General features: G+C 60.0%; 20 protein-coding genes. 18 read left to right on the top strand and 2 right to left on the bottom strand.

Annotation, left to right across the window (positions count from 1 at the left end):
• Positions 1–16: 16 nt before the first annotated feature.
• The 15 genes from napA to AB5Y84_RS19880 all read left to right on the top strand — a co-directional run bounded on the left by napA (position 17) and on the right by AB5Y84_RS19880 (position 12663).
• A complete protein-coding gene (napA, locus tag AB5Y84_RS19810; protein WP_368177602.1) occupies positions 17–2506 on the top strand; it encodes a nitrate reductase catalytic subunit NapA in 2490 nt (829 codons plus the stop codon).
• A gap of 16 nt (positions 2507–2522) precedes the next feature.
• Positions 2523–3260, top strand: a complete 738-nt coding sequence (gene napG / locus AB5Y84_RS19815) for a ferredoxin-type protein NapG (protein WP_005353463.1) — start codon at positions 2523–2525, stop codon at positions 3258–3260.
• Positions 3257–4132 carry a quinol dehydrogenase ferredoxin subunit NapH gene (napH, locus tag AB5Y84_RS19820; RefSeq protein WP_257725642.1) on the top strand — a complete coding sequence of 292 codons (876 nt, stop codon included), beginning with the start codon at positions 3257–3259 and terminating at the stop codon, positions 4130–4132. Before napG ends, napH begins: the two co-directional genes overlap by 4 nt.
• Positions 4132–4587 (top strand): nitrate reductase cytochrome c-type subunit, encoded by a 456-nt coding sequence (locus AB5Y84_RS19825; RefSeq protein ID WP_005334452.1) that lies wholly within the window; start codon positions 4132–4134, stop codon positions 4585–4587. Before napH ends, AB5Y84_RS19825 begins: the two co-directional genes overlap by 1 nt.
• Positions 4588–4598: 11 nt before the next feature.
• Complete coding sequence (locus AB5Y84_RS19830) at positions 4599–5189, top strand: cytochrome c3 family protein (protein WP_107685087.1); 591 nt, start codon at positions 4599–4601, stop codon at positions 5187–5189.
• A gap of 242 nt (positions 5190–5431) precedes the next feature.
• On the top strand, positions 5432–5938 hold the full coding sequence (moaB, locus tag AB5Y84_RS19835) for a molybdenum cofactor biosynthesis protein B (RefSeq protein ID WP_120415734.1): 507 nt from the start codon (positions 5432–5434) through the stop codon (positions 5936–5938).
• A gap of 9 nt (positions 5939–5947) precedes the next feature.
• Positions 5948–6472: a cyclic pyranopterin monophosphate synthase MoaC gene (moaC, locus tag AB5Y84_RS19840; RefSeq protein ID WP_257725641.1), complete on the top strand. Its 525-nt coding sequence runs from the start codon at positions 5948–5950 to the stop codon at positions 6470–6472.
• Entirely contained in the window at positions 6469–6714 is a 246-nt protein-coding gene (gene moaD / locus AB5Y84_RS19845; RefSeq protein ID WP_005353453.1) for a molybdopterin synthase sulfur carrier subunit, read from the top strand. Before moaC ends, moaD begins: the two co-directional genes overlap by 4 nt.
• Positions 6715–6716: 2 nt before the next feature.
• Positions 6717–7190 (top strand): molybdopterin synthase catalytic subunit MoaE, encoded by a 474-nt coding sequence (gene moaE / locus AB5Y84_RS19850; RefSeq protein WP_257725640.1) that lies wholly within the window; start codon positions 6717–6719, stop codon positions 7188–7190.
• Between the two features lie 87 nt (positions 7191–7277).
• Positions 7278–8006 carry a molybdate ABC transporter substrate-binding protein gene (modA, locus tag AB5Y84_RS19855; RefSeq protein WP_257725639.1) on the top strand — a complete coding sequence of 243 codons (729 nt, stop codon included), beginning with the start codon at positions 7278–7280 and terminating at the stop codon, positions 8004–8006.
• A 111-nt stretch (positions 8007–8117) separates the two neighbouring features.
• Complete coding sequence (gene modB / locus AB5Y84_RS19860) at positions 8118–8798, top strand: molybdate ABC transporter permease subunit (protein ID WP_005334429.1); 681 nt, start codon at positions 8118–8120, stop codon at positions 8796–8798.
• 14 nt (positions 8799–8812) lie between these two features.
• The gene (gene modC / locus AB5Y84_RS19865) at positions 8813–9895 is read left to right on the top strand and encodes a molybdenum ABC transporter ATP-binding protein (protein ID WP_252655667.1); all 1083 of its coding nucleotides are present in this window, start codon (positions 8813–8815) and stop codon (positions 9893–9895) included.
• A 91-nt stretch (positions 9896–9986) separates the two neighbouring features.
• Positions 9987–10763: an alpha/beta fold hydrolase gene (locus AB5Y84_RS19870; protein ID WP_167572985.1), complete on the top strand. Its 777-nt coding sequence runs from the start codon at positions 9987–9989 to the stop codon at positions 10761–10763.
• Positions 10764–10868: 105 nt separating this feature from the next.
• Entirely contained in the window at positions 10869–11912 is a 1044-nt protein-coding gene (parM, locus tag AB5Y84_RS19875) for a plasmid segregation protein ParM domain-containing protein (RefSeq protein ID WP_005334423.1), read from the top strand.
• Positions 11905–12663, top strand: coding sequence for a hypothetical protein (locus tag AB5Y84_RS19880; RefSeq protein ID WP_005334422.1), 759 nt, complete (start codon positions 11905–11907; stop codon positions 12661–12663). The genes parM and AB5Y84_RS19880 overlap by 8 nt, the downstream gene beginning before the upstream one ends.
• A gap of 72 nt (positions 12664–12735) precedes the next feature.
• Here AB5Y84_RS19880 and moeB read toward each other — a convergent pair whose 3' ends face one another.
• Both moeB and moeA read right to left on the bottom strand, forming a co-directional pair.
• Positions 12736–13491 (bottom strand): molybdopterin-synthase adenylyltransferase MoeB, encoded by a 756-nt coding sequence (moeB, locus tag AB5Y84_RS19885; RefSeq protein ID WP_257725637.1) that lies wholly within the window; start codon positions 13489–13491, stop codon positions 12736–12738.
• Positions 13488–14714, bottom strand: a complete 1227-nt coding sequence (gene moeA / locus AB5Y84_RS19890; protein ID WP_368177603.1) for a molybdopterin molybdotransferase MoeA — start codon at positions 14712–14714, stop codon at positions 13488–13490. Before moeA ends, moeB begins: the two co-directional genes overlap by 4 nt.
• A gap of 309 nt (positions 14715–15023) precedes the next feature.
• On the opposite strand from moeA, the gene folE reads away from it, so the two are divergent.
• From folE to AB5Y84_RS19905, 3 genes are all read left to right on the top strand, one after another.
• Positions 15024–15680, top strand: a complete 657-nt coding sequence (gene folE / locus AB5Y84_RS19895) for a GTP cyclohydrolase I FolE (protein ID WP_005334419.1) — start codon at positions 15024–15026, stop codon at positions 15678–15680.
• Positions 15681–15935: 255 nt separating this feature from the next.
• Entirely contained in the window at positions 15936–18023 is a 2088-nt protein-coding gene (locus AB5Y84_RS19900; RefSeq protein ID WP_368177604.1) for a methyl-accepting chemotaxis protein, read from the top strand.
• Positions 18024–18295: 272 nt separating this feature from the next.
• A complete protein-coding gene (locus AB5Y84_RS19905; RefSeq protein WP_342401463.1) occupies positions 18296–19951 on the top strand; it encodes a methyl-accepting chemotaxis protein in 1656 nt (551 codons plus the stop codon).
• Positions 19952–19972 lie beyond the last annotated feature (21 nt).

Here is a 19972-nt window from a genome sequence, read left to right on the forward strand (position 1 = left end):
AATGTGAGGATATGCCATGAAGCTGAGTCGACGCGACTTTATGAAGGCCAACGCGGTGGCAGCTGCCGCTGCCGTGGCCGGTGTCAGTGCCCCCACGCTGGCAGCCAATCTCATCACCAGTACCGACAAGACTGCCATCCATTGGGATAAGGCTCCCTGCCGCTTCTGCGGTACCGGCTGCTCCGTGCTGGTGGGCTCTCAGGATGGTCGGGTCGTGGCGACTCAGGGCGACCCCGATGCGCCGGTCAACCGTGGCCTCAACTGTATCAAGGGCTACTTCCTCTCCAAGATCATGTACGGCCAGGATCGCCTCACCCAGCCGATGCTGCGGATGAAGAACGGCCAGTTCGACAAGGATGGCGACTTTGCCCCCATCAGCTGGGATCAGGCGTTCGACATCATGGCCGAGAAGTTCAAGGCGACCCTGAAAGAGAAGGGGCCGACCGCCGTCGGCATGTTCGGCTCCGGCCAGTGGACCGTCTGGGAAGGCTACGCTGCCGCCAAGCTGATGAAGGCCGGTTTCCGCTCCAACAACATTGACCCCAATGCTCGTCACTGCATGGCCTCTGCGGTCGTCGGCTTCATGCGTACCTTCGGCATGGACGAACCGATGGGCTGCTACGACGATATCGAGCAGGCCGATGCGTTCGTGCTGTGGGGCTCCAACATGGCCGAGATGCACCCCATCCTCTGGTCGCGGATGTCTGATCGTCGCCTCTCCAACCCGGATGTGCAGGTGCACGTGCTCTCGACCTTCGAGCACCGCAGCTTCGAGCTGGCGGACAACGGCATGGTGTTCACTCCGCAGACCGATCTGGCGATCCTCAACTATGTCGCCAACTACATCATCCAGAACGACAAGGTGAATTGGGACTTCGTCAACAAGCACACCGTGTTCAAGAAGGGGGTCACCGACATCGGTTACGGCCTGCGCCCGACCGATCCGCTGCAGCAGAAAGCGAAGAACCCGGACAGCGGCGATGCCACTCCGATGACCTTCGAGGAGTTTGCCAAGTTCGTGGCGGATTACGATGTGGAGTCGGTCTCCAAGCTCTCCGGCGTCTCCAAAGAGAAGCTGGAAAAGCTGGCCAAGCTCTATGCCGACCCGAGCAAGAAGGTGGTCTCCTACTGGACCATGGGTTTCAACCAGCATACCCGTGGCGTCTGGGCCAACAACCTCTGCTACAACATCCACCTGCTGACCGGCAAGATCTCCGAGCCGGGTAATGGTCCTTTCTCACTGACCGGCCAGCCCTCTGCCTGTGGCACCGCGCGTGAAGTGGGTACCTTTGCCCACCGTCTGCCTGCCGACATGGTGGTGACCGAGCCCAAGCACCGCGCCATTGCCGAGCAGATCTGGAAACTGCCGGAGGGGACCATTCCCGACAAGGTGGGTTTCCACGCCGTGCTGCAGGATCGCATGCTCAAAGATGGCAAGCTCAACGCCTACTGGGTGATGTGTAACAACAACATGCAGGCCGGCCCCAACATGAATACCGATCGCCTGCCTGGCTATCGTGATCCGCGCAACTTCATCGTGGTCTCCGACCCGTACCCGACCGTCACTGCCCAGGCCGCTGACCTCATCCTGCCCACCGCCATGTGGGTGGAGAAAGAGGGGGCCTACGGCAATGCCGAGCGCCGCACCCAGTTCTGGCACCAGCAGGTGAAAGCGCCGGAAGGGGCCAAGTCCGACTTGTGGCAGCTGATGGAGTTCTCCAAGCGCTTCAAGGTTGAGGAAGTGTGGCCGGCTGAGCTGATTGCCAAGATGCCGGAAGTGAAGGGCAAAACCCTGTTCGACGTGCTCTATGCCAACGGTCAGGTCAACCAGTTCCCGAAAGAGCAGAGCAAAGGTCTGCTGAACGACGAGGCCGAGCACTTCGGGTTCTACGTCCAGAAAGGGTTGTTCGAAGAGTACGCCATCTTCGGTCGTGGCCACGGTCACGATCTGGCGCCGTTCGATCAGTACCACGAAGCCCGTGGTCTGCGCTGGCCTGTGGTAGATGGCAAAGAGACCCTGTGGCGCTATCGTGAAGGGTTCGACCCCTATGTGAAAGCGGGCGAGGGGGTACGTTTTTATGGCAAGCCCGATGGCAAGGCGGTCATCTTCGCCCTGCCGTTCGAGCCCGCCGCCGAGTCGCCGGATAAAGAGTACGATCTGTGGCTCTCCACCGGCCGCGTGCTGGAGCACTGGCACACCGGCACCATGACCCGTCGGGTGCCCGAGCTCTATCGCGCCTTCCCGGATGCGGTGCTCTTCATGCACCCGGACGATGCCAAGGCTCGCGGCGTGCGTCGTGGTGAAGAGGTGATCGTCTCCTCCCGCCGTGGCGAGGTGAAGACCCGTGTCGAGACCCGTGGTCGCAACCGTCCGCCGAAAGGACTGGTCTTCATGCCCTTCTTTGATGCGAGCCAGTTGGTCAACAAGCTGACCCTGGACGCCACCGATCCGCTCTCGAAAGAGACCGATTACAAGAAGTGCGCCGTCAAGGTGATGAAGGCTTAAGGCGGGGGAGTACGAGATGAGTCGTAGTCGTCGCCAGTTTCTGGCCGACATGGCCAAGGGGGCCTGCGGTGTGGGCCTGCTTGGCGTGGGGCTCGGTGGCGTGGCCCGCCAGCAGGCACAAGCTGTGCCTGCCCAGGCGCTGCGCCCGCCCGCCGCTCTCGATGAAACAGAGTTTCTCGGCGCCTGCGTGCGTTGCGGGCTCTGCGTCGAGGCGTGCCCCTACGACACCCTCAAGCTCGCCCGGCTGTTTGACCCTGTGACCACTGGTACCCCTTATTTCAAGGCGCGTGCTGTGCCCTGCGAGATGTGTGATGACATCCCTTGTGTGGTGGCCTGTCCGAGCGGGGCGCTGGATCAGCAGATGACCGACATCGATCAGGCCCGGATGGGGGTGGCAGTGCTCATCGATCACGAGACCTGCCTCAACTATCTGGGGCTGCGCTGCGATGTCTGTTATCGGGTCTGCCCGCTGATTGACAAGGCGATCACTCTTGAGCTGCAGCATAACCAGCGTACCGGCAAACACGCCATGTTCCTGCCCACGGTACACAGCGATGTCTGTACCGGCTGTGGCAAGTGCGAGCATGCCTGCGTGCTGGAGGAAGCGGCCATCAAGGTGGTGCCACGCCAGCTCGCCAAAGGTGAGCTGGGTCATCACTACCGGCTCGGCTGGGAAGAGAAGGCCAAGGCGGGGAACAAGTCGCTCATCGGCGACAGGCTCACCCTGCCCACCCGCAAACCGGAGGGGTTATGAGTCGTTATCCGGGGGAAGAGGCTCGCATCAAGCTGGGGTGGTGGCGTTCCCACCGCTTCCTGATGCTTCGTCGGCTGAGTCAGTTCAGCGTGCTCGGGCTGTTTTTGCTGGGGCCGCTGGTGGGCATCTGGATCCTCAAGGGCACCGTCTCCAGCTCGCTGTTGCTGGAGACGGTGCCGCTGACCGATCCCCTCACGCTGTTGCAGTCGCTGGCGGCGGGCCACTGGCCCATCACCACCCTCTGGCTGGGGGCTGCCATTGTACTGGCCGGTTACTGGCTGGTCGGGGGGCGGATGTTCTGCTCCTGGGTCTGTCCGGTCAACCTCATCACGGATGCCGCAGCCTGGCTCCGGTGGCGCCTTGGCCTCAAGGGCAATGGTCAGTTCAGCCGAGCGACCCGCTACTGGCTGCTGGCCATGGTGCTGGTGGTGCCAGCTGTGGTCGGGGTGATGGCGTGGGAGTTGGTCAATCCGGTGTCGCTCGCCATGCGTGGTCTGCTGTTTGGCATGGGGGCGGGCTGGACCTTGCTGGCGGCGCTATTCCTGTTCGATCTCTTCGTGGTTGAGCGGGGCTGGTGCGGTCATCTCTGTCCGGTGGGGGCTTTCTATGCCTTGGTCAACCGGGTCGGATTTATCAAGATTTCTGCCAAGGGGCGCGAGCGGTGCAACAACTGCATGGATTGTTATGCGGTCTGCCCGGAGCGTCCCATCCTGCGCGGGCCTGTTCACGGTGCCAAGCGCGGTCACGGGCCCTTGATTGCGGCTCAGGAGTGTACCAACTGTGGCCGCTGCATCGATGTCTGCGCGGAGCAAGTTTTTGAAATCACTGTAGGTTTTGCCGTCAAGGCAGAAAAAACGTCGGAGAACAAATAATGAAAAAGCTGATTGGAGCAATGCTGGCCTGCCTGATGGCGGGATCCTTGATGGCAGCGGCCCCCGAGATCACCAACAGTACCGGTGGCCTCAAGTCCGAGCGTGGCGCCACCGATCTGGTGACCGATGCCACCGCCGCGCCCCTGAAAAACTTCCGCAAGGATGGCGCGCCCTACGATCGCCAGTACATGCATCAGCCGCCGCTGATCCCCCACGACATTCGCAACTATGAGGTGGACACCAAGGTCAACAAGTGCCTGGCTTGCCACAGCTTCAAGAATGCCAGTGCCATGAAGGCCCCCAAGATCAGTCCGACTCACTTCGAGACCCGTGACGGCCTGACCCTGGGTGAAGTGTCGCCGCGTCGCTACTTCTGCCTGCAGTGCCATGTGCCGCAAGCGGATGCCAAGCCGCTGGTGGAAAATACCTTTAAACCGGTTGAAGCGCTGAACTGAGGAATCCATAGATGAAATTACCCGGCTTTATCCAGCGTCTGTGGACCACCTTCAAGTCACCATCTAAGGCGGCTCTCTGGGTCATCCTGCTGATGGGCTTCTTCGGTGGCGTGATTTTCTGGGGTGGCTTCAACACTGCCATGGAAGCATCCAACACCGAGGCCTTCTGCACCAGTTGTCACGAGATGAAGGACAACGTGTACGAGGAGTACCGCGACACCATCCACTACGCCAACCGCTCCGGCGTGCGGGCCAGCTGCCCGGATTGCCACGTACCGCACGAGTGGACCTACAAGATCATCCGCAAGGTGCAGGCTTCCAAGGAGCTGTGGGGCATGATCACCGGCAAGGTGGATACCCGCGAGAAGTTCGAGTCGCACCGGCGCGAGATGGCGGAGCGGGAGTGGCAGCGGATGAAAGAGACTGATTCGCGCGAGTGCCGCAACTGCCACAACTTCGAGTACATGGACTTCTCCCTGCAGGGGCAGCGTGCCGCCAAGATGCACTCTACCAATCTGGCCAGTGGTGAAAGTACCTGCATCGACTGTCACAAGGGGATCGCTCACCAGCTGCCCGACATGACCGGGGTGAAAGGGTTCTGATCCTGCGACGACAGGCCGGGTTTACCCGGCCTGCGTTTTGTTCATATATGGGACAAGCATCAGATTTGTGTGTCTTTTAAATCCCATATCTCGTGAAACCTTTGATAGAATCAGCCCGCCGTCACACGCTTGAGCAAGTTGGTCACCTCTGTCTGCGTCAGTTTTTGCGCCCTGACAGCTGGCCTCTCATACCCCTTCTCTTCCTGCCTCGTTGACGGCCCATAGCCACAAGGAGCTGCCCGATGGGACAGAAACACAACGCATTTATTCCCCTCAAGATCGCTGTGCTGACGGTTTCCGACAGCCGCACTGCCGCCGATGACAGCTCGGGCGACTATCTGGTCTCGGCCCTTACCGACGCGGGCCATCAGCTGGCCGATCGGGCGCTCTGTCCGGACAACCTGTTTCGCATCCGCGCGCGGGTGAGCGAGTGGATCGCCGATGAGGGGGTGCAGGTGGTACTGATTAACGGCGGTACCGGCTTCAACGAACAGAACCGGGTGCCGGAAGCGGTCGGTGTGCTGTTCGAGCGCACCGTACAGGGTTTTGGCGAGATGTTCCGTCAGCTCTCTTTTGCCGAGATTAAAGGCTCCGCCATGCAGAGCCGTGCACTGGCGGGACTCGCCAATCGCACCCTGATCTGCTGTCTGCCCGGCTCCACCGGCGCCTGTCGGCTGGGTTGGGAGCAACTGATCCGCGATCAGCTCGATGCCCGCACCAAGCCGTGCAACTTTGTATCCCACCTCTGAGAGCAAACGATGAACCAGACCGATCCCAAGCAGACCCAGCCCAACCTGACGCATCTGAACCAGAGCGGCGAAGCCCATATGGTGGATGTGACCGACAAGCAGGTGACCGAGCGCGAAGCCCGTGCCGAGGCGTTTGTTGCCATGGCTCCCGAGACGCTGGCGCTGATCCTGAGCGGCCAGCACCACAAGGGGGACGTGTTCGCCACCGCCCGCATCGCCGGTATCATGGCTGCCAAGAAGACCTCTGATCTTATCCCCCTCTGCCATCCGCTGGCCTTGACCAAAGTCGAGGTGGAGATAGTGCCGCTGCCCGAGCAGAATCGGGTACATATCCGCACTCTCTGCAAGCTCTCCGGCAAGACCGGGGTAGAGATGGAGGCGCTGACGGCGGCATCGGTGGCGGCGCTGACCATCTACGACATGTGCAAGGCGGTACAAAAGGACATGGTGATCGAACAGGTGCGGCTGGTAGAGAAAAAGGGCGGCAAGTCCGGCCATTTTCAGCTGGGGTCAAATAGCGGGGGGCAAGCATGATCAAGGTACTGTTTTTTGCGCAAGTAAGAGAGCTGGTGGCCTGCGATGAGCTGAGCCTGCCGTGCGACTACGCCACCGCCGAACAACTGCGCGCGGCGCTCTGTGAGCGTGGCGACAAGTGGGCGCTGGCGCTGGAAGCAGGCAAGCTCTTGGTCGCGGTCAATCAGACCTTGGTGCCCCTCGATACCCCCATCAATGATGGCGATGAGGTGGCCTTCTTCCCGCCGGTGACCGGAGGTTAAGGATGAGCGAGGCAACCATGACCGATCGCATTCTGGTCCAGCGGGAGGATTTCTCGCTGGCGGACGAATATGCCCGTCTCGCCACCCGCCCCGACAGTGGCGCCATCGTCACCTTCGTTGGCAAGGTTCGCGACTTCAATCAGGGGGAGGAAGTGAAGGGGTTGGCCCTCGAGCACTACCCCGGTATGACCGAGAAGGCGCTGGCCGATATCGTGCAGGAGGCCCGCCGCCGCTGGTCGCTGCAGGAGTGTACCCTCATTCATCGTATCGGCGAGCTGTGGCTTGGCGATCAGATTGTGCTGGTGGCGGTGAGCTGTGCCCACCGCGACGCCGCCTTTGACGCCTGTCACTTCATCATGGATTTCTTGAAAACCCGGGCGCCGTTCTGGAAAAAAGAGCTGACCGCCGAGGGTGTGCAACGCTGGGTCGAGGCCAAGGAGAGCGACAACGCCGCCGCTGCCCGCTGGCAAGCCTGACCTGTTCATCACGAGGGGCGCAGGTTCAACGGGAACCACGGCCCCGCCAAGGGGCGCGGATGTGCGGGCCCCATCAGGAGAAAGGGAATGAAACCGTTGTTATCTGTTGTCATCGCCGGTGTCTGCGCCGCCACCTTGCATACCGGTGTCGTGCAGGCTGATGAAGTGAAAGTGGCCGTGGCCGCCAACTTCAAGGGCACCATAGAGCGTATCGGTAAGGAGTTCACCGCCAAGACCGGCCACACCCTGGCCATCTCGTCTGCCGCCACCGGGGTGCTCTACACCCAGATCAGTCACGGCGCACCGTTCGATCTCTTCCTCTCCGCCGATGCGGCGACCCCCGAGAAGCTGGAAAAAGAGGGCAAGGGGAGCGATCGCTTCACCTACGCCATCGGCCAGCTGGGGCTGTGGAAGAAGGGGGGGCCGGCCCCTGACGAGGCGACCCTGCGCAGCTGGAAAGGCAACCTCGCCATCGCCAATGCCCGCACAGCTCCCTATGGTGCTGCCGCCATGGCGACCCTCACCCATCTCAAGATCGATCCCAAGCAGTACCGGCTGCTGACCGGTGCCAACATCGGCCAGACCTGGCAATTTGTCGACACCGGCAATGCCGAGCTGGGCTTTGTCGCCTGGGCCAATCTGGTGGAAGCGGACAAGACCGGTGAAGCCTGGGCCGTACCGGCTGACTTCTATCCCCCCATCGAGCAGCAGGGGCTGGTATTGAAGAAAGGCGCCGCGGTCGAGGCGCTGGTGGCCTGGCTCAAGGGGCCGGGTCAGGCGCAGATCAAGGCAGCTGGTTATGCCTTGCCCCAATAAGGGGATGGGCCTGATGCGATACCCTGAGTGGTCGGCCTTCGGGTCGGCCACTCTTTGCAATAAGGAGCGATACCATGCCGTTGGGGGCATTTATCAACCGGGAGGTCGGCAATGAGTGAAGGGGATCTGCTGGCGGTCTGGCTCACCCTGAAGCTTGCGGCCTGCACCACAGCGATTTTGCTGTTGCTGGCACCGCCGCTGGCCTGGTGGCTGTCGCGCAGTCAGAACCGGCTGCGGCCGCTGGTTGAGGCGCTGGTGGCGCTACCGCTGGTGCTCCCCCCCACGGTACTGGGTTTTTATCTGCTGCTCGCCTTCTCCCCTGAATATGGCTTCGGCGCCTGGTGGCGCGACACCTTTGGTGCCCCGCTTGCCTTCAGCTTTCTCGGCCTGCTGTTCGCCTCCATCCTCTATTCGCTGCCGTTCGTGGTGCAGCCGCTCACCTCCGCTTTCGTCAACATGGGTAACAAGGAGCTGGAGGCTGCCGCTACCTTGGGGCTTGGCCCACTGGAGCGCTTCTTCCACATCATCTTGCCGATGACCCTGCCCAGCTTCGTGATGGCGGCGGCTCTCGGCTTTGCCCACACCCTGGGGGAGTTTGGCGTGGTGCTGATGATTGGCGGCAATATCCCCGGCGAAACCCAGGTGCTTTCGATTGCCCTGTTTGATCATGTGGAGGCGATGGATTACCGACAAGCCCACTATCTGGCGGGCGGCCTGATGGCCTTCTCGCTGGTGATGCTGGTGCTGGTCTACGGGGTGTTGCAGCGCCGACAGCGGAGAGTGTTTGGATGAACCAGCCCGCTACTATGCCGCCAGTGAACGAGCCGCACCGCCATGCCCTGAACCTCCATGTCCGGCGTGAGTTTGGCTCCTTTACCCTCGATTGCGCTCTGACCCTCGAGCTGGGGGGGATCCTCGGCCTGTTCGGCCCCTCCGGCTGCGGTAAGAGCACACTGCTGCGCATCATTGCCGGGCTCGATCGCCAAAGCGGGGATCGCTTGCGGTGGCGCGATCGGGAGTATGCTCAACTTCTGCCCGAAGCGCGCCGGATCGGACTGGTGTTTCAGGACTCGCGCCTCTTCCCCCATCTGACGGTGCTCGGCAATCTGCAACTGGCGGCCCGCAAGGGGCGAGGGCGCTGGCAGCCCGAAGCGCTGGCTGCTCGGCTCGGTTTTGCCGATCTGCTGGGGCAGCCTGCCCATGCCCTCTCTGGCGGTCAACGCCAGCGGGTAGCGCTGGGGCGGGCGCTGCTGGCCGAGCCTGATCTGCTGCTGCTCGATGAGCCTTTTTCTGCGCTCGATCGGCGCAGCCGCATCCATCAGGCCCATGTGCTCAAGGGTTTGCAGCAGGAGAGCGGCATCCCGATGATCTTCGTTAGCCACGCCATGGAGGAGGTGAGCCTGCTCTGCGATCAGCTGGTGCTGCTGGAAAGTGGCAGGGTGGAGGCGCAAGGTAGACCGAGCGAGATTTTCGCCCGAACCGACCTGTCACTCGCCAGCCGTGACGATGCCGGAGTGATGCTGGATGCGACCTTGGCCCACTACGATGACGACGAACAGATGGCGACCCTGCAACTCGGCGAGCAGCAGTTGCGGGTCACCATGACCCATGTGCCGGACGAGAGTGGCCCCTTGCAGATCAAGGTGGCGGGGCGCGATGTGGTGATTGCTACAGCACCTATCGAGCACTCCAGTCTCTCCAACTGTCTCGTCACCCGTCTGCTGGCGGTGCGCGAGGTGCGCCCCGGCCAGACCCTGTTGCAGTTGGCGCTGGGTGAGCAGATACTGCTGGCTCGGATCACCAGCCGCTCCGCCAGGCGGCTGGCGCTGGCACCGGAGCAGCAGATCTACGCTTATATCAAGGCGGTGAGTCTGGTCAGCGAAGGCTGATTGGGCGCCGTGCTGATAACGTGGCAGGATGGCCACGGGTAACATAACAACAAGAGATGGTTCAGGTGATGAGTCGAGAGGCAATACACTGATGCGCCGCAATCAGGTGATGAAATTCAACGGTCTTGCCCTGCGCAGTGCGGGGGAGGGCCCTTTGCTGTTGCTGCTGCACGGGCTGGGCTCCTCGAGCCTCGACTGGCAGGCGCAGATCGAACGGTTTTCCGAACACTACCGGGTGGTGGCGCTGGACTTGCGCGGCCACGGCCAGAGCATGCAGGAGGGGCCGTTCGATGTGGCGACCCTGGCAGCCGATGTGGTGAACTGGCTCGACGAGCAGCCGGAGCCCGCCTGGGTTGTCGGATTGTCGCTCGGGGCCATGGTAGCGCTGGAGCTGGCGCTGCAACTGCCCCACAAGGTGCAGGGGCTGGTGCTGGTCAACGGTTTTAGCGAGTTTCTGCTGGAGAGCCCCAAAGAGCAGGAGCGTTACGCCCAGCGTCTCAAGTGGCTGCGCTGGTTCGGTATGCGCCCGCTCGCCTGGTGGCTGGGACGCGAGCTCTTCCCGGGCCCGGATCTCGCGCAGGTGCGCCACACCTTCCGGCTGCGTTTCGTGCGCAATAAAAAGAAAACCTACAAGGCACTGCTGGAGGCGTTACCCGGCTGGTCGGTACGCGCCCGGCTCGGCGCCATCTGGCAGCCGGTGGCCATCATCTCCACCAGTCACGACTACCTGCCGCTGGCGAAACGGGTAGAGCAGTTTGCCGCCCTGCCCAACGCCACCATCCACACCCCCAACGGCCACCACGCCTGGCCCGCGGAAGATCCTTCCGGATTTAATCATTTGCTTCACCGGATTTTAGAAACCCATTAAACTTGTCGCCCTTTTACCCCGTGTATGTATTGGTTCGATCGCCTTGCCAAAGGCATAAGGCAAGGCAATCGGACCCATTTCTGATCTATTAACAGGTGTTTCCTCATGTCTGAAGTAATGAAAATGGCCATCGATGATGGCTCGACCAACGTCAAGGTGAGCTGGATTGAGAACAAGGTGCTCAAGACCATCATCTCTCCCAACTCCTTTCGCAAGGACTGGAAGAGCGCCGCATTGCGTAAAGACAAGAAGATCTACAACTACGAGATAGGCAACACCAAGTACACCTACGACGCGACCTCCGACAAGTCTCTGGCCACCACCCATGTGGAGTACCAGTATGACGATCTCAACCTGCTCTCAGTGCATCATGCCCTGTTGCAGACCGGTGTGACGCCGTGCGATGTCGCCATTACCGTGACCCTGCCCATCACCGAGTTTTACAACCCGGACGATTGCCAGCGCAACGAAGAGAAGATCGAGAAGAAACGCCGCAACCTGATGCGGGCCATCTCCCTCAACAAGGGCGAGCTGTTCAATATCGTCAGTGTCGAAGTGATGCCGGAGAGTCTGCCTGCTGCGCTTTCCCGTCTGATTGGTTCAGGCTGCAACGAGTTCACCAAGACTCTGGTGATCGACTGTGGCGGCACCACTCTGGATATGGGGATCATCGTCGGTGAGTTTGATGATGTCTCCGATGTCTACGGTAACAACGAGATCGGTGTCTCCATGGTGACCGACGCTACCCGCAAGGCGCTGGCCGCAGCAGACAGCGACTCCAGCTATCTGGTGGCCAACGAGTTTATCAAGCGTCGTCACGACATGAGCTTTGTACGCGATGTGGTCAACGATGAGAGCCAGATCCCCAAGATCCTCGAGAAGATGCAAAACAAGATCGACGAGCTGGGCACTCAGGTTGCGCATGAAGCGAAGAAGTTTGCCAAGAACCCGAACCGTGTCTATCTGGTCGGTGGCGGCGCATCTCTGATTTATGACGCGATCAAGGCGGCCTATCCCACCCTGGGTGACCGTGTCGAGCTGCTGGACGATGCTCAGTCCGCGCTGGCTCGTGAAATCTGCCTCTACACCACGGAAGAGGATGAAGTCTATCGCGAAGCGCCTGTGATGGCCGAGGTTGACGATGAGTAGTCAACTCAAGCGCATGACCTTCTCCATTTACATGGATCCGGGTGCGCTGGAGTCTGATCGCTATGCAGTCGGGGTATTGCAGAACTGGTATCAACGGGCGCGAAAGATCCAGGAGGGCACCGAGGAGTTTGATTTCTCCAAGAGCCGTTTCCACAAGGATATCTACCTCTCGGGCATGTTCATGTACGTGCTGGCGCCCAACCTCTGCAAAGCGATTGCCAATGCGCTGGGGCCGGAGCAGGTGAGCATGACGACCCTGCGTCATGCCTTTGCCAGCTGTGGTTTCAATCTGGGTGAGGCCGCTGGCGAGGCGCAGCCTGCCGCAGATGTGATGATCGACGAGATTGTGGCCAGACTGGCTCCACAGCTGGGACAGAGTGATACCACTTCACTGGTGGACGAGATTGTCAGCCGGCTTGGCGAGCAGCAACCCAGCGAGATGTGGGATGAACTCAGGCAAGGACTGCCTGCTGCACTGGATCATGACCAGCTGGCCGAAGCCATCGCTGGCAAGCTGCCATCAGCAGGGGCCGAGCAGGATCTGGCTCCCCTTGCCAGCAGTATCCAGCTGCTCTCTCGCCAACTGGAAGAGCAATCCCGGCTGATCCGCGAGCAGCACAGATTGATCCAGCGACTGGCCAGTGCCCCCGCTCGACAGAGTGCTAGCGGCACAGAGGCAGAACCTTTGATAGAGGATCTCTCGAGTCAGGTGGCCAGTATGAAAAAGGTCAAAGCCAAGGGGATCTTCTGATCCCCGATACCGTTGCTAAATCGGAATACAAAAGCCGAACCACAGGGTTCGGCTTTTTTGATCCCGTTTGCGTCAAGGGTGGGAGCAGACCGGGCAGTCGGGGCGCTTGGGCAGCTTCATCTCGCGGAAGGTGCCGCTCAGGCCGTCGATCATCAGCAGGTGGCCGCTGTAGCTTTTGCCCATGCCAGCTAGGATCTTGATGGCTTCGAGTGCTTGCAGGCTGCCCACCAGACCCACAACGGGGGCGAGTACACCGGCTTCGACACAGGTTAGGGCCTGTTCGCCAAACAGGGCGCTGAGGCAGGCGTAGCAGGGTTCATCTTCCTGCCAGGTAAAGCTGCAGAGCTGACCCTCCAGCCGGATGGCGGCGCCACTGACCAGCGGAACCCTGTGTCGGCGTGCCTTTTGGTTGAGCTGGTTGCGAATGGCCAGGTTGTCGGTGCAATCGAGCACCAGCTGGTGCAGGGGCAGCAGGGTATCGAGCAGCGCCTCGTCGGCCACGGCAGCGTGGGTCTCCACGTTGAGCCAAGGATTGAGGGCACGAAGCGACTGCGCTGCTGAGTCCACCTTGTAGTGACCGATGCGCTCATCGTTGTGCAGCACCTGACGCTGCAGATTGGAGAGCTCCACCTTGTCGAAATCGACCAGGGTGAGCTGGCCAACCCCGGCCACCGCCAGATACTGGCTGGCGGCGCAACCAAGGCCACCGGCGCCGATCACCAGCACACGGGCCTGTTTGAGCGCCTCCTGCCCCTCGAAATCGAAGGACTTGAGGATGATCTGGCGGTTGTAGCGCAGTAGTTCGGCGTCGCTCAGGATCTCGCTCACAGCAGCAATCCCCCGAATGGTTCGATGGTGACCGTCTCGCCCACGGCGACGCGGCCCCGTTCCCGTTCAAGAACGATGTAGCAGTTGGCTTGCGACAGGGAGCTGAACACGGCGGAGTCCTGCGAGCCGGTGCTGCGCACCTCGAGGCCGTTCGGTCCCTGACTCATGATGCCGCGCTGGAAGTCGAGTCGGCCCGGGCTCTTTTTGAGTGGTTCGGCCGCAATGGCTTGCAGCTGGAGCGGGCGCTCGAAGTGCTGGCCCGCCAGCTTGGCCAGCGCCGGTTTCACCAGCTGATCGAAGGTGACCATGGCGGAGACGGGGTTGCCCGGCAGGCCGAAGAACCAGGCGCGGGGCAGACGGCCAAAAGCAAACGGCTTGCCCGGCTTGATGGCCAGCTTCCAGAAGCCAATCTCGCCGAGCTCGTCCAGCAGCTGTTTGGTAAAATCCGCTTCCCCTACCGAAACGCCGCCGGTGGTGATGAGTACATCGGCCTCTTCATCGGCGCGGATAAAGGCGGCGCGTAGCTGGGCCGGATCGTCGGGGATGATGCCAAGGTCGAGGCAGTTGCAGCCCATGCGCGCCAGCATGGCCCGCACGCCGTAGCGGTTGGAGTCATAGATATCGCCGTGGGCGAGGGGGGTACCGACCGGTTTGAGCTCATCGCCGGTGCTGAAGATGGCCACTTTCAGCGGTCGGCGTACCGCGACGGTAGCCACGCCGAGGGAGGCCAGCAGTGGCATCTCTCTTGGGGTGAGGCGGGTACCGGCTGGCAACACGCAGGCGCCCTTGCCGATATCGCTGCCGGCGCGGCGGATATTCTGGCCCGGGTCGGGTTGTGCCAGAAAAGTGATCCGATCGCCATCGGCCTGCGTTTCTTCCTGCATCACCACTGCATCCGTACCGGCCGGTACCGGAGCACCTGTCATGATCCGCACGCAGTGGCCGGCGGGCCATTCGCCCTGATAGGGCTGACCGGCAAACGCTTTGCCCGCCATGATGAGCGGGGTGCCGCTGGTGAGATCCACAAGGCGCACGGCGTAACCGTCCATAGCGGAGTTGTCGAAGGGGGGCACGGCGAGGGGAGAGGCGATGTCGCTGGCCAGAACCCGGCCAAGGGCCTCTGGCAGGGGCTGCTGCTCGCTGTCGCAGCAGCAAGCGAGTTGTTCCAGCATCCCTTGCAGGGCATCGCTTAAGGGAAGTAGTCCGCTGGTATCAAATCCCATCGTCATGACCTCTTTCTATGATTGAAGGCGGGATTATCACAAAAATCCCCGGGGATGGGCAGGTTATCTCAAGGGAATCTCGGGGTAATCGGCGCAAAAACGGGGGGTGATGGCCATAAAGTATGAGGTGACGCACAAGTTGACTTGAATCTTGGCGGCAATGGCCGTTTACTATGCCGCCATAACAGATGGCTGTCACATCCCGTGTGGCGATCATTACAGCGATACCGTCGGCCCTGTACGCCGCCATAACATAAGGGGTTGCTCCTTGAGCGACCCTCACAGTCCCTGAGCGTGGGAGAGAAGATAATGACAACCTTAAGTCCGGAAGCCTTGCTGGTCAGGGCTGCCCTCGAAGCCCAGGGACTGGAAACCCCCCTGGTCACCAACGAGCTGAACAGCCAGCAGAAGCGGGAGAAGATCGAAGGCCATATGCGCTCCATCATGGAGACACTGGGGCTGGATCTGACCGATGACAGTCTGGCCGAGACGCCGCACCGCATCGCCAAGATGTACGTCAACGAGATCTTCTCCGGCCTCGATTATTCCACCTTCCCCAAGGTGACAGTGATCGAGAACAAGATGCAGGTGGACGAGATGATCATGGTGCGGGACATCAGCCTCACCAGCACCTGCGAACACCACTTCGTCACCATCGACGGCATGGCTCATGTGGCCTATATCCCTCGCGGCAAGGTGATTGGCCTGTCGAAGATCAACCGTATCGTGCAGTTCTTCGCCCGTCGTCCCCAGGTGCAGGAGCGGCTGACCCAGCAGATCCTGCTGGCGTTGCAGACCCTGCTCGGTACCAAGGATGTTGCCATCAGCATCAAGGCGACCCACTACTGCGTCAAGGCGCGCGGAGTGATGGATTCGACTTCTTACACCACCACCACCTCCCTCGGCGGGGTGTTCAAGACCCAGCCCGATACCCGGGCCGAATTTCTGGGCGGCCTGCGCGGATAAGATGGCGGTTGTTTTGTAACCGCCTTGCTGAATAAACGAGACGCCAGCAGCCATTGCTGGCGTTTTTATGGACGATAGCCAGAGATGGCGAGCCTGTATCGACCACTTTCTCTATTTTCGTAAGCGAATATTTCATGTTCGTGATCGAGCGCTCAAAGTGTGAAAATCGTGAGTGGTAGCTCTTCGGAACCAACCTGTCCCCTCTTAAGATGCTTGCCATTACCAGCAGGGCATCATTTACAGGTTGGAGTAGCCGTGTTTCGTTCAATCAAACATCAGGTCATGTTTTTTGGTGGCTGTATTTTACTGGCTACCGTGTTGAGTGTGGTCGGGTATAGCTATCTGTCTCTTGCGACTATGCAAGGTGGTATTCAGGGCGAAATGCGCGAGACAACTCGTCAGGATGCCGGACGATGGCTGGTGGCTCTGGCTGGTCAACAAGCCGGCGAGATCGCAGGCACCTTTGAACAAGCCCTTAATACAGCAGAGACACTTGCCGCCATGCTGGCTGGCAATGTTCATCAACCCAGGCCATTGGACCGGGCTACCGTGACTGCCTTGCTCAAGGATGTTGCTGAACGGAACAGCGACTTTCTCAGTATCTACAGTGGTTGGGAGCCAAATACCTTTGATGGTCAGGACAGTACGTATTTGACTGACGGGGTACATAGCCAGGCCACTGGCAACTTTGCCCCCTACTGGAGTCGTGGTCCAGCCGGGTTCACAATCAAACCGCTGGGCGACTACTACAGCAAGAGTTTGAGCAAGACCGGTATCCGGGCATCGGAATGGTATCTCTGTCCGATGGAAAGCAAGGCAGCCTGTGCTGTCGACCCTTCCGTTTATACCGTGAATGGCCAACCGACGCTCTTGACCTCTTTTGTTGTGCCCGTTCTGGATCAGGGCCGCTATCTGGGGATGGTCGGGGTCGACTATTCCCTCAACTACCTGCAACAGTTGGCCAAGCAGGTAAGTGGCCAGGTGTTCTCTGGCCAGAGCCGGGTCAGGATCATCAGTCCACACGGCATCATCGCCGCGGATTCGGCGCAACCTGATGTGATCGGGGGGCGGCTTGAAGAGTCTGGCTTGATGGATCTGCTCAACAAGGGAGAGGCCAGTAGTCAGCAAGTTTCGGGTCAGTTGCGCGTGCTGGTGCCAATCCATCTTAAAGGGGTCACTAAAGCCTGGGGGATCATCATTGAGGTGGCTGATACGGCGCTGTTTGCAGATGCTGATCAGGCTGAACAGGCGAGAGCCGCTGATTTCAGCGAGAGTTTGTGGATGCAACTGCTGGTTGGGATCGTGGTGGCATGCCTTGGTCTTGTCGGCTTGGCCTGGGCTGCCGGATCCATCTCGGGCCCGGTACAACAGACCGCCAGCATGGTCAGACGTCTTTCTGCCGCTGGAGGGGACTTGACCCAACGCCTCAATGTGATGCGTAAAGATGAGACTGGCGAGTTGGCTGAGGGGATCAACCGGTTTGTCAGCACTATTCATCATATTGTGAGTGATACGGCACAAAGTGGCCGCGACTTGCAGCTAGCTGCCCACCAATCTGCCGAGCTGGCTCAGCAAGGATTGTCCAATAGCCATCGGCAATTGGAAGAGATTGAACTGGTTGCAGCAGCCATCCACGAAATGGCCTCGACGGCGGACTCCGTCTCCAGCAGTGCACAGATTACCGCTGATGCTGTAGATGAGACCCGCAAAGCGGTGCATAGAGGTCAGCATGTGGTGAGTAATTCCGCTAGTGGTATCCGTGAGCTGAGTGTGCAAGTAGATGTGGTGGCACAGCGGATTGCCGAGTTGCAGCAACAGGGTCAACAGATCGGTTCGATTCTCGATGTGATCCGTACCATTTCGGAACAGACCAATTTGTTGGCTCTGAATGCAGCGATTGAGGCCGCTCGTGCCGGGGAACATGGTCGGGGGTTTGCGGTGGTTGCGGATGAGGTCAGGGGATTGGCGTCCAAAACCCAGGCTTCAACCAAAGAGATCCAGGGCATGATCGAGCGCCTTCGTCAGACCACGGCAGAAGCTGTGAGTACCATGGGAGAGGGAAAAAACTTGAGTGAGCTGGCATTGCAGGATGCAGAGCTTGCCGTGACCGAGCTTGCGACGATAGTTATGTCGGCAGACCGGATCCAGGATATGGCGACTCAGATCGCCAGTGCGGCAGAGGAGCAGTCCAAGGTCACCGATGATATCAGTCGAAATGTCAGCAACATTCATGACGCGGCAACCGCATCGACCCGTTTGGCTAACCAGCAGGATGAACAAAGTCAGCAGATGCATAAGTTAGCCAGCGATGTAATGGACAAGATTGGGCGCTTCCGCTATTAAGTTTTTACCCCCTTATAGTTGATCTTTCATCCAAATGACCCCTATTTTGAACGGGGTCATTTGAGTTGCTTTAATTTTAATCACAAGACTCTTTCCGAACCGCAATAATCCGGCTATTCTACCGCCCCTCTCGGCTCTCGCTGCCGCTCATGGAATTCAGAGATATTCATCAAGGTTGGATGGTGCGCCACTGAACAGGTGGCCAGATAGTTCATGCCAGGAGGGCGTGAACCGGACGAGTGCTACGAATTTAACGACCACCAGGATATCCCATGAATACCAGTTCCATGACCATAGGCAAAAAACTTACCGCCGGCTTTGCCGTGCTCGGTTTGATGGTCGCCTTTATCGGCGGTTTTTCCCTTGTCCAGTTTGGCAACATGAATGATGTTGCTATCCGGTTTACCGACAGCATCTTGCCAGCGGTCAATCGCACCAGCGCGATCGGGGATTCTCTCGGTGAGTTGCGTCGTTATGAGCTGGGTTATTTCGTGGTGGCTGCCGAGCCGCTGAAAAGGGCTGAATATCGGAATATTGCCAGTCAACAGCTTAACTCGATCGCGCAGCAGCTGATTGCCCATGACAAGACGATCTGGCCTGAGGATGTGGCGGAGCGCCGTACCTTCGATACGGTGAAATCTGACTGGGATCGTTACGTCGCCCTGCACCAGCGAGTCAAACAGCTGCAAGACAGCGATCAGCTTGCCGAAGCCCAACGCATCTTCCTTGAGGAGGGGGTTCCCCTTTATACCGCGCTGAGCAAGTCAGTGGCCTCCCTTATCCAGATTAACCATGGTTATGCGTCTGAATCCCGCAGTGACATTGTCGACTCTTATCAATCCGCCAATCTGAGTGTCACCATCGCGCTGGTGATCGGTTTGATCCTTGTGGTGGTGCTCTCCGTGGTACTGACCCGCCAGATCCGCGATCCGCTGATCATGCTGGCCCGTCAGGCCCAGCGTATTGCCAATGGCGATCTGGGTCAGGGCGAACTGCAGCAGTGGATCCGTGACAGCCGCTTCAACCGCGATGAACTGGGTCAGCTGGGCTCCGCCATCAACCGGATGCAGGGCTCCCTCTCCGATCTGGTGAGCGAGATCGCCGGCTCCGTGAGCCAACTCAGCAGCGCAGTGGAGGAGGTGAGCGCCATCTCCAGCCAGTCTGCCAGCGGCATGGCCATCCAGCAGAACGAAGTCTCCCAGGTGGCGACCGCCATGAACGAGATGCAGTCCACCGTCAACGAAGTGGCCCGCAACACCACGGATGCCATGAGCGCCGCCAAGGATGCCTCCCGCACCTCCGCTGCCGGCAGCGAAGTGGTACGCAGCTCGATTACCAGCATCGAAGAGGTGTCGGTCAAGATTGAACAGGCAGGCACAGTGGTGCAGCAGCTGGAGGCCGACAGCGCCAACATCAGCGTGGTGCTGGATGTGATCCGCGATATCGCCGGTCAGACCAACCTGCTGGCCCTTAACGCCGCCATCGAAGCAGCCCGTGCCGGTGAGCAGGGTCGTGGTTTTGCGGTCGTTGCGGATGAAGTGCGTTCATTGGCCCAGCGTACCCAGGACTCCACCGCCGAGATCAGCAAGATGATCGAGCTCTTGCAGAGCCGCGCCGCCGAGGCGGGCAACGCCATGCAGCTGAGTCGTCACCAGATGCAGGAGAGCGTCGGTCTGGCGCGGGATGCCGGTACCAGTATCGAGACCATCAACGGTGCCGTGGTGCGCATCACCGACATGAATACCCTGATCGCCACCGCTACCGAAGAGCAGAACGCGGTGACCGAAGAGCTCAACCGCAGCATCGTCAACATCCACAATGCCGCTGACGAGAATGCCCAGGGCGCTCATCAGATCGCCCAGGCTTGCGTCGAGCTGAGCAAGCTGGCTAACACCCTGCACCATATGACCCAGCGCTTCACCCTCTAAGGGTTGATGCATGGATAACAG

Origin of the sequence: Aeromonas sp. s11 (assembly GCF_040907945.1) — a bacterium.
GTDB lineage: Bacteria > Pseudomonadota > Gammaproteobacteria > Enterobacterales > Aeromonadaceae > Aeromonas > Aeromonas veronii.

Coding starts and splice junctions, on each gene's coding strand:
- napA (WP_368177602.1), top strand. CDS start 17: ATGAAGCTGAGTCGACGCGACTTTATGAAGGCCAACGCGGTGGCAGCT.
- napG (WP_005353463.1), top strand. CDS start 2,523: ATGAGTCGTAGTCGTCGCCAGTTTCTGGCCGACATGGCCAAGGGGGCC.
- napH (WP_257725642.1), top strand. CDS start 3,257: ATGAGTCGTTATCCGGGGGAAGAGGCTCGCATCAAGCTGGGGTGGTGG.
- AB5Y84_RS19825 (WP_005334452.1), top strand. CDS start 4,132: ATGAAAAAGCTGATTGGAGCAATGCTGGCCTGCCTGATGGCGGGATCC.
- AB5Y84_RS19830 (WP_107685087.1), top strand. CDS start 4,599: ATGAAATTACCCGGCTTTATCCAGCGTCTGTGGACCACCTTCAAGTCA.
- moaB (WP_120415734.1), top strand. CDS start 5,432: ATGGGACAGAAACACAACGCATTTATTCCCCTCAAGATCGCTGTGCTG.
- moaC (WP_257725641.1), top strand. CDS start 5,948: ATGAACCAGACCGATCCCAAGCAGACCCAGCCCAACCTGACGCATCTG.
- moaD (WP_005353453.1), top strand. CDS start 6,469: ATGATCAAGGTACTGTTTTTTGCGCAAGTAAGAGAGCTGGTGGCCTGC.
- moaE (WP_257725640.1), top strand. CDS start 6,717: ATGAGCGAGGCAACCATGACCGATCGCATTCTGGTCCAGCGGGAGGAT.
- modA (WP_257725639.1), top strand. CDS start 7,278: ATGAAACCGTTGTTATCTGTTGTCATCGCCGGTGTCTGCGCCGCCACC.
- modB (WP_005334429.1), top strand. CDS start 8,118: ATGAGTGAAGGGGATCTGCTGGCGGTCTGGCTCACCCTGAAGCTTGCG.
- modC (WP_252655667.1), top strand. CDS start 8,813: ATGCCGCCAGTGAACGAGCCGCACCGCCATGCCCTGAACCTCCATGTC.
- AB5Y84_RS19870 (WP_167572985.1), top strand. CDS start 9,987: ATGCGCCGCAATCAGGTGATGAAATTCAACGGTCTTGCCCTGCGCAGT.
- parM (WP_005334423.1), top strand. CDS start 10,869: ATGTCTGAAGTAATGAAAATGGCCATCGATGATGGCTCGACCAACGTC.
- AB5Y84_RS19880 (WP_005334422.1), top strand. CDS start 11,905: ATGAGTAGTCAACTCAAGCGCATGACCTTCTCCATTTACATGGATCCG.
- moeA (WP_368177603.1), bottom strand. CDS start 14,714: ATGGGATTTGATACCAGCGGACTACTTCCCTTAAGCGATGCCCTGCAA.
- folE (WP_005334419.1), top strand. CDS start 15,024: ATGACAACCTTAAGTCCGGAAGCCTTGCTGGTCAGGGCTGCCCTCGAA.
- AB5Y84_RS19905 (WP_342401463.1), top strand. CDS start 18,296: ATGAATACCAGTTCCATGACCATAGGCAAAAAACTTACCGCCGGCTTT.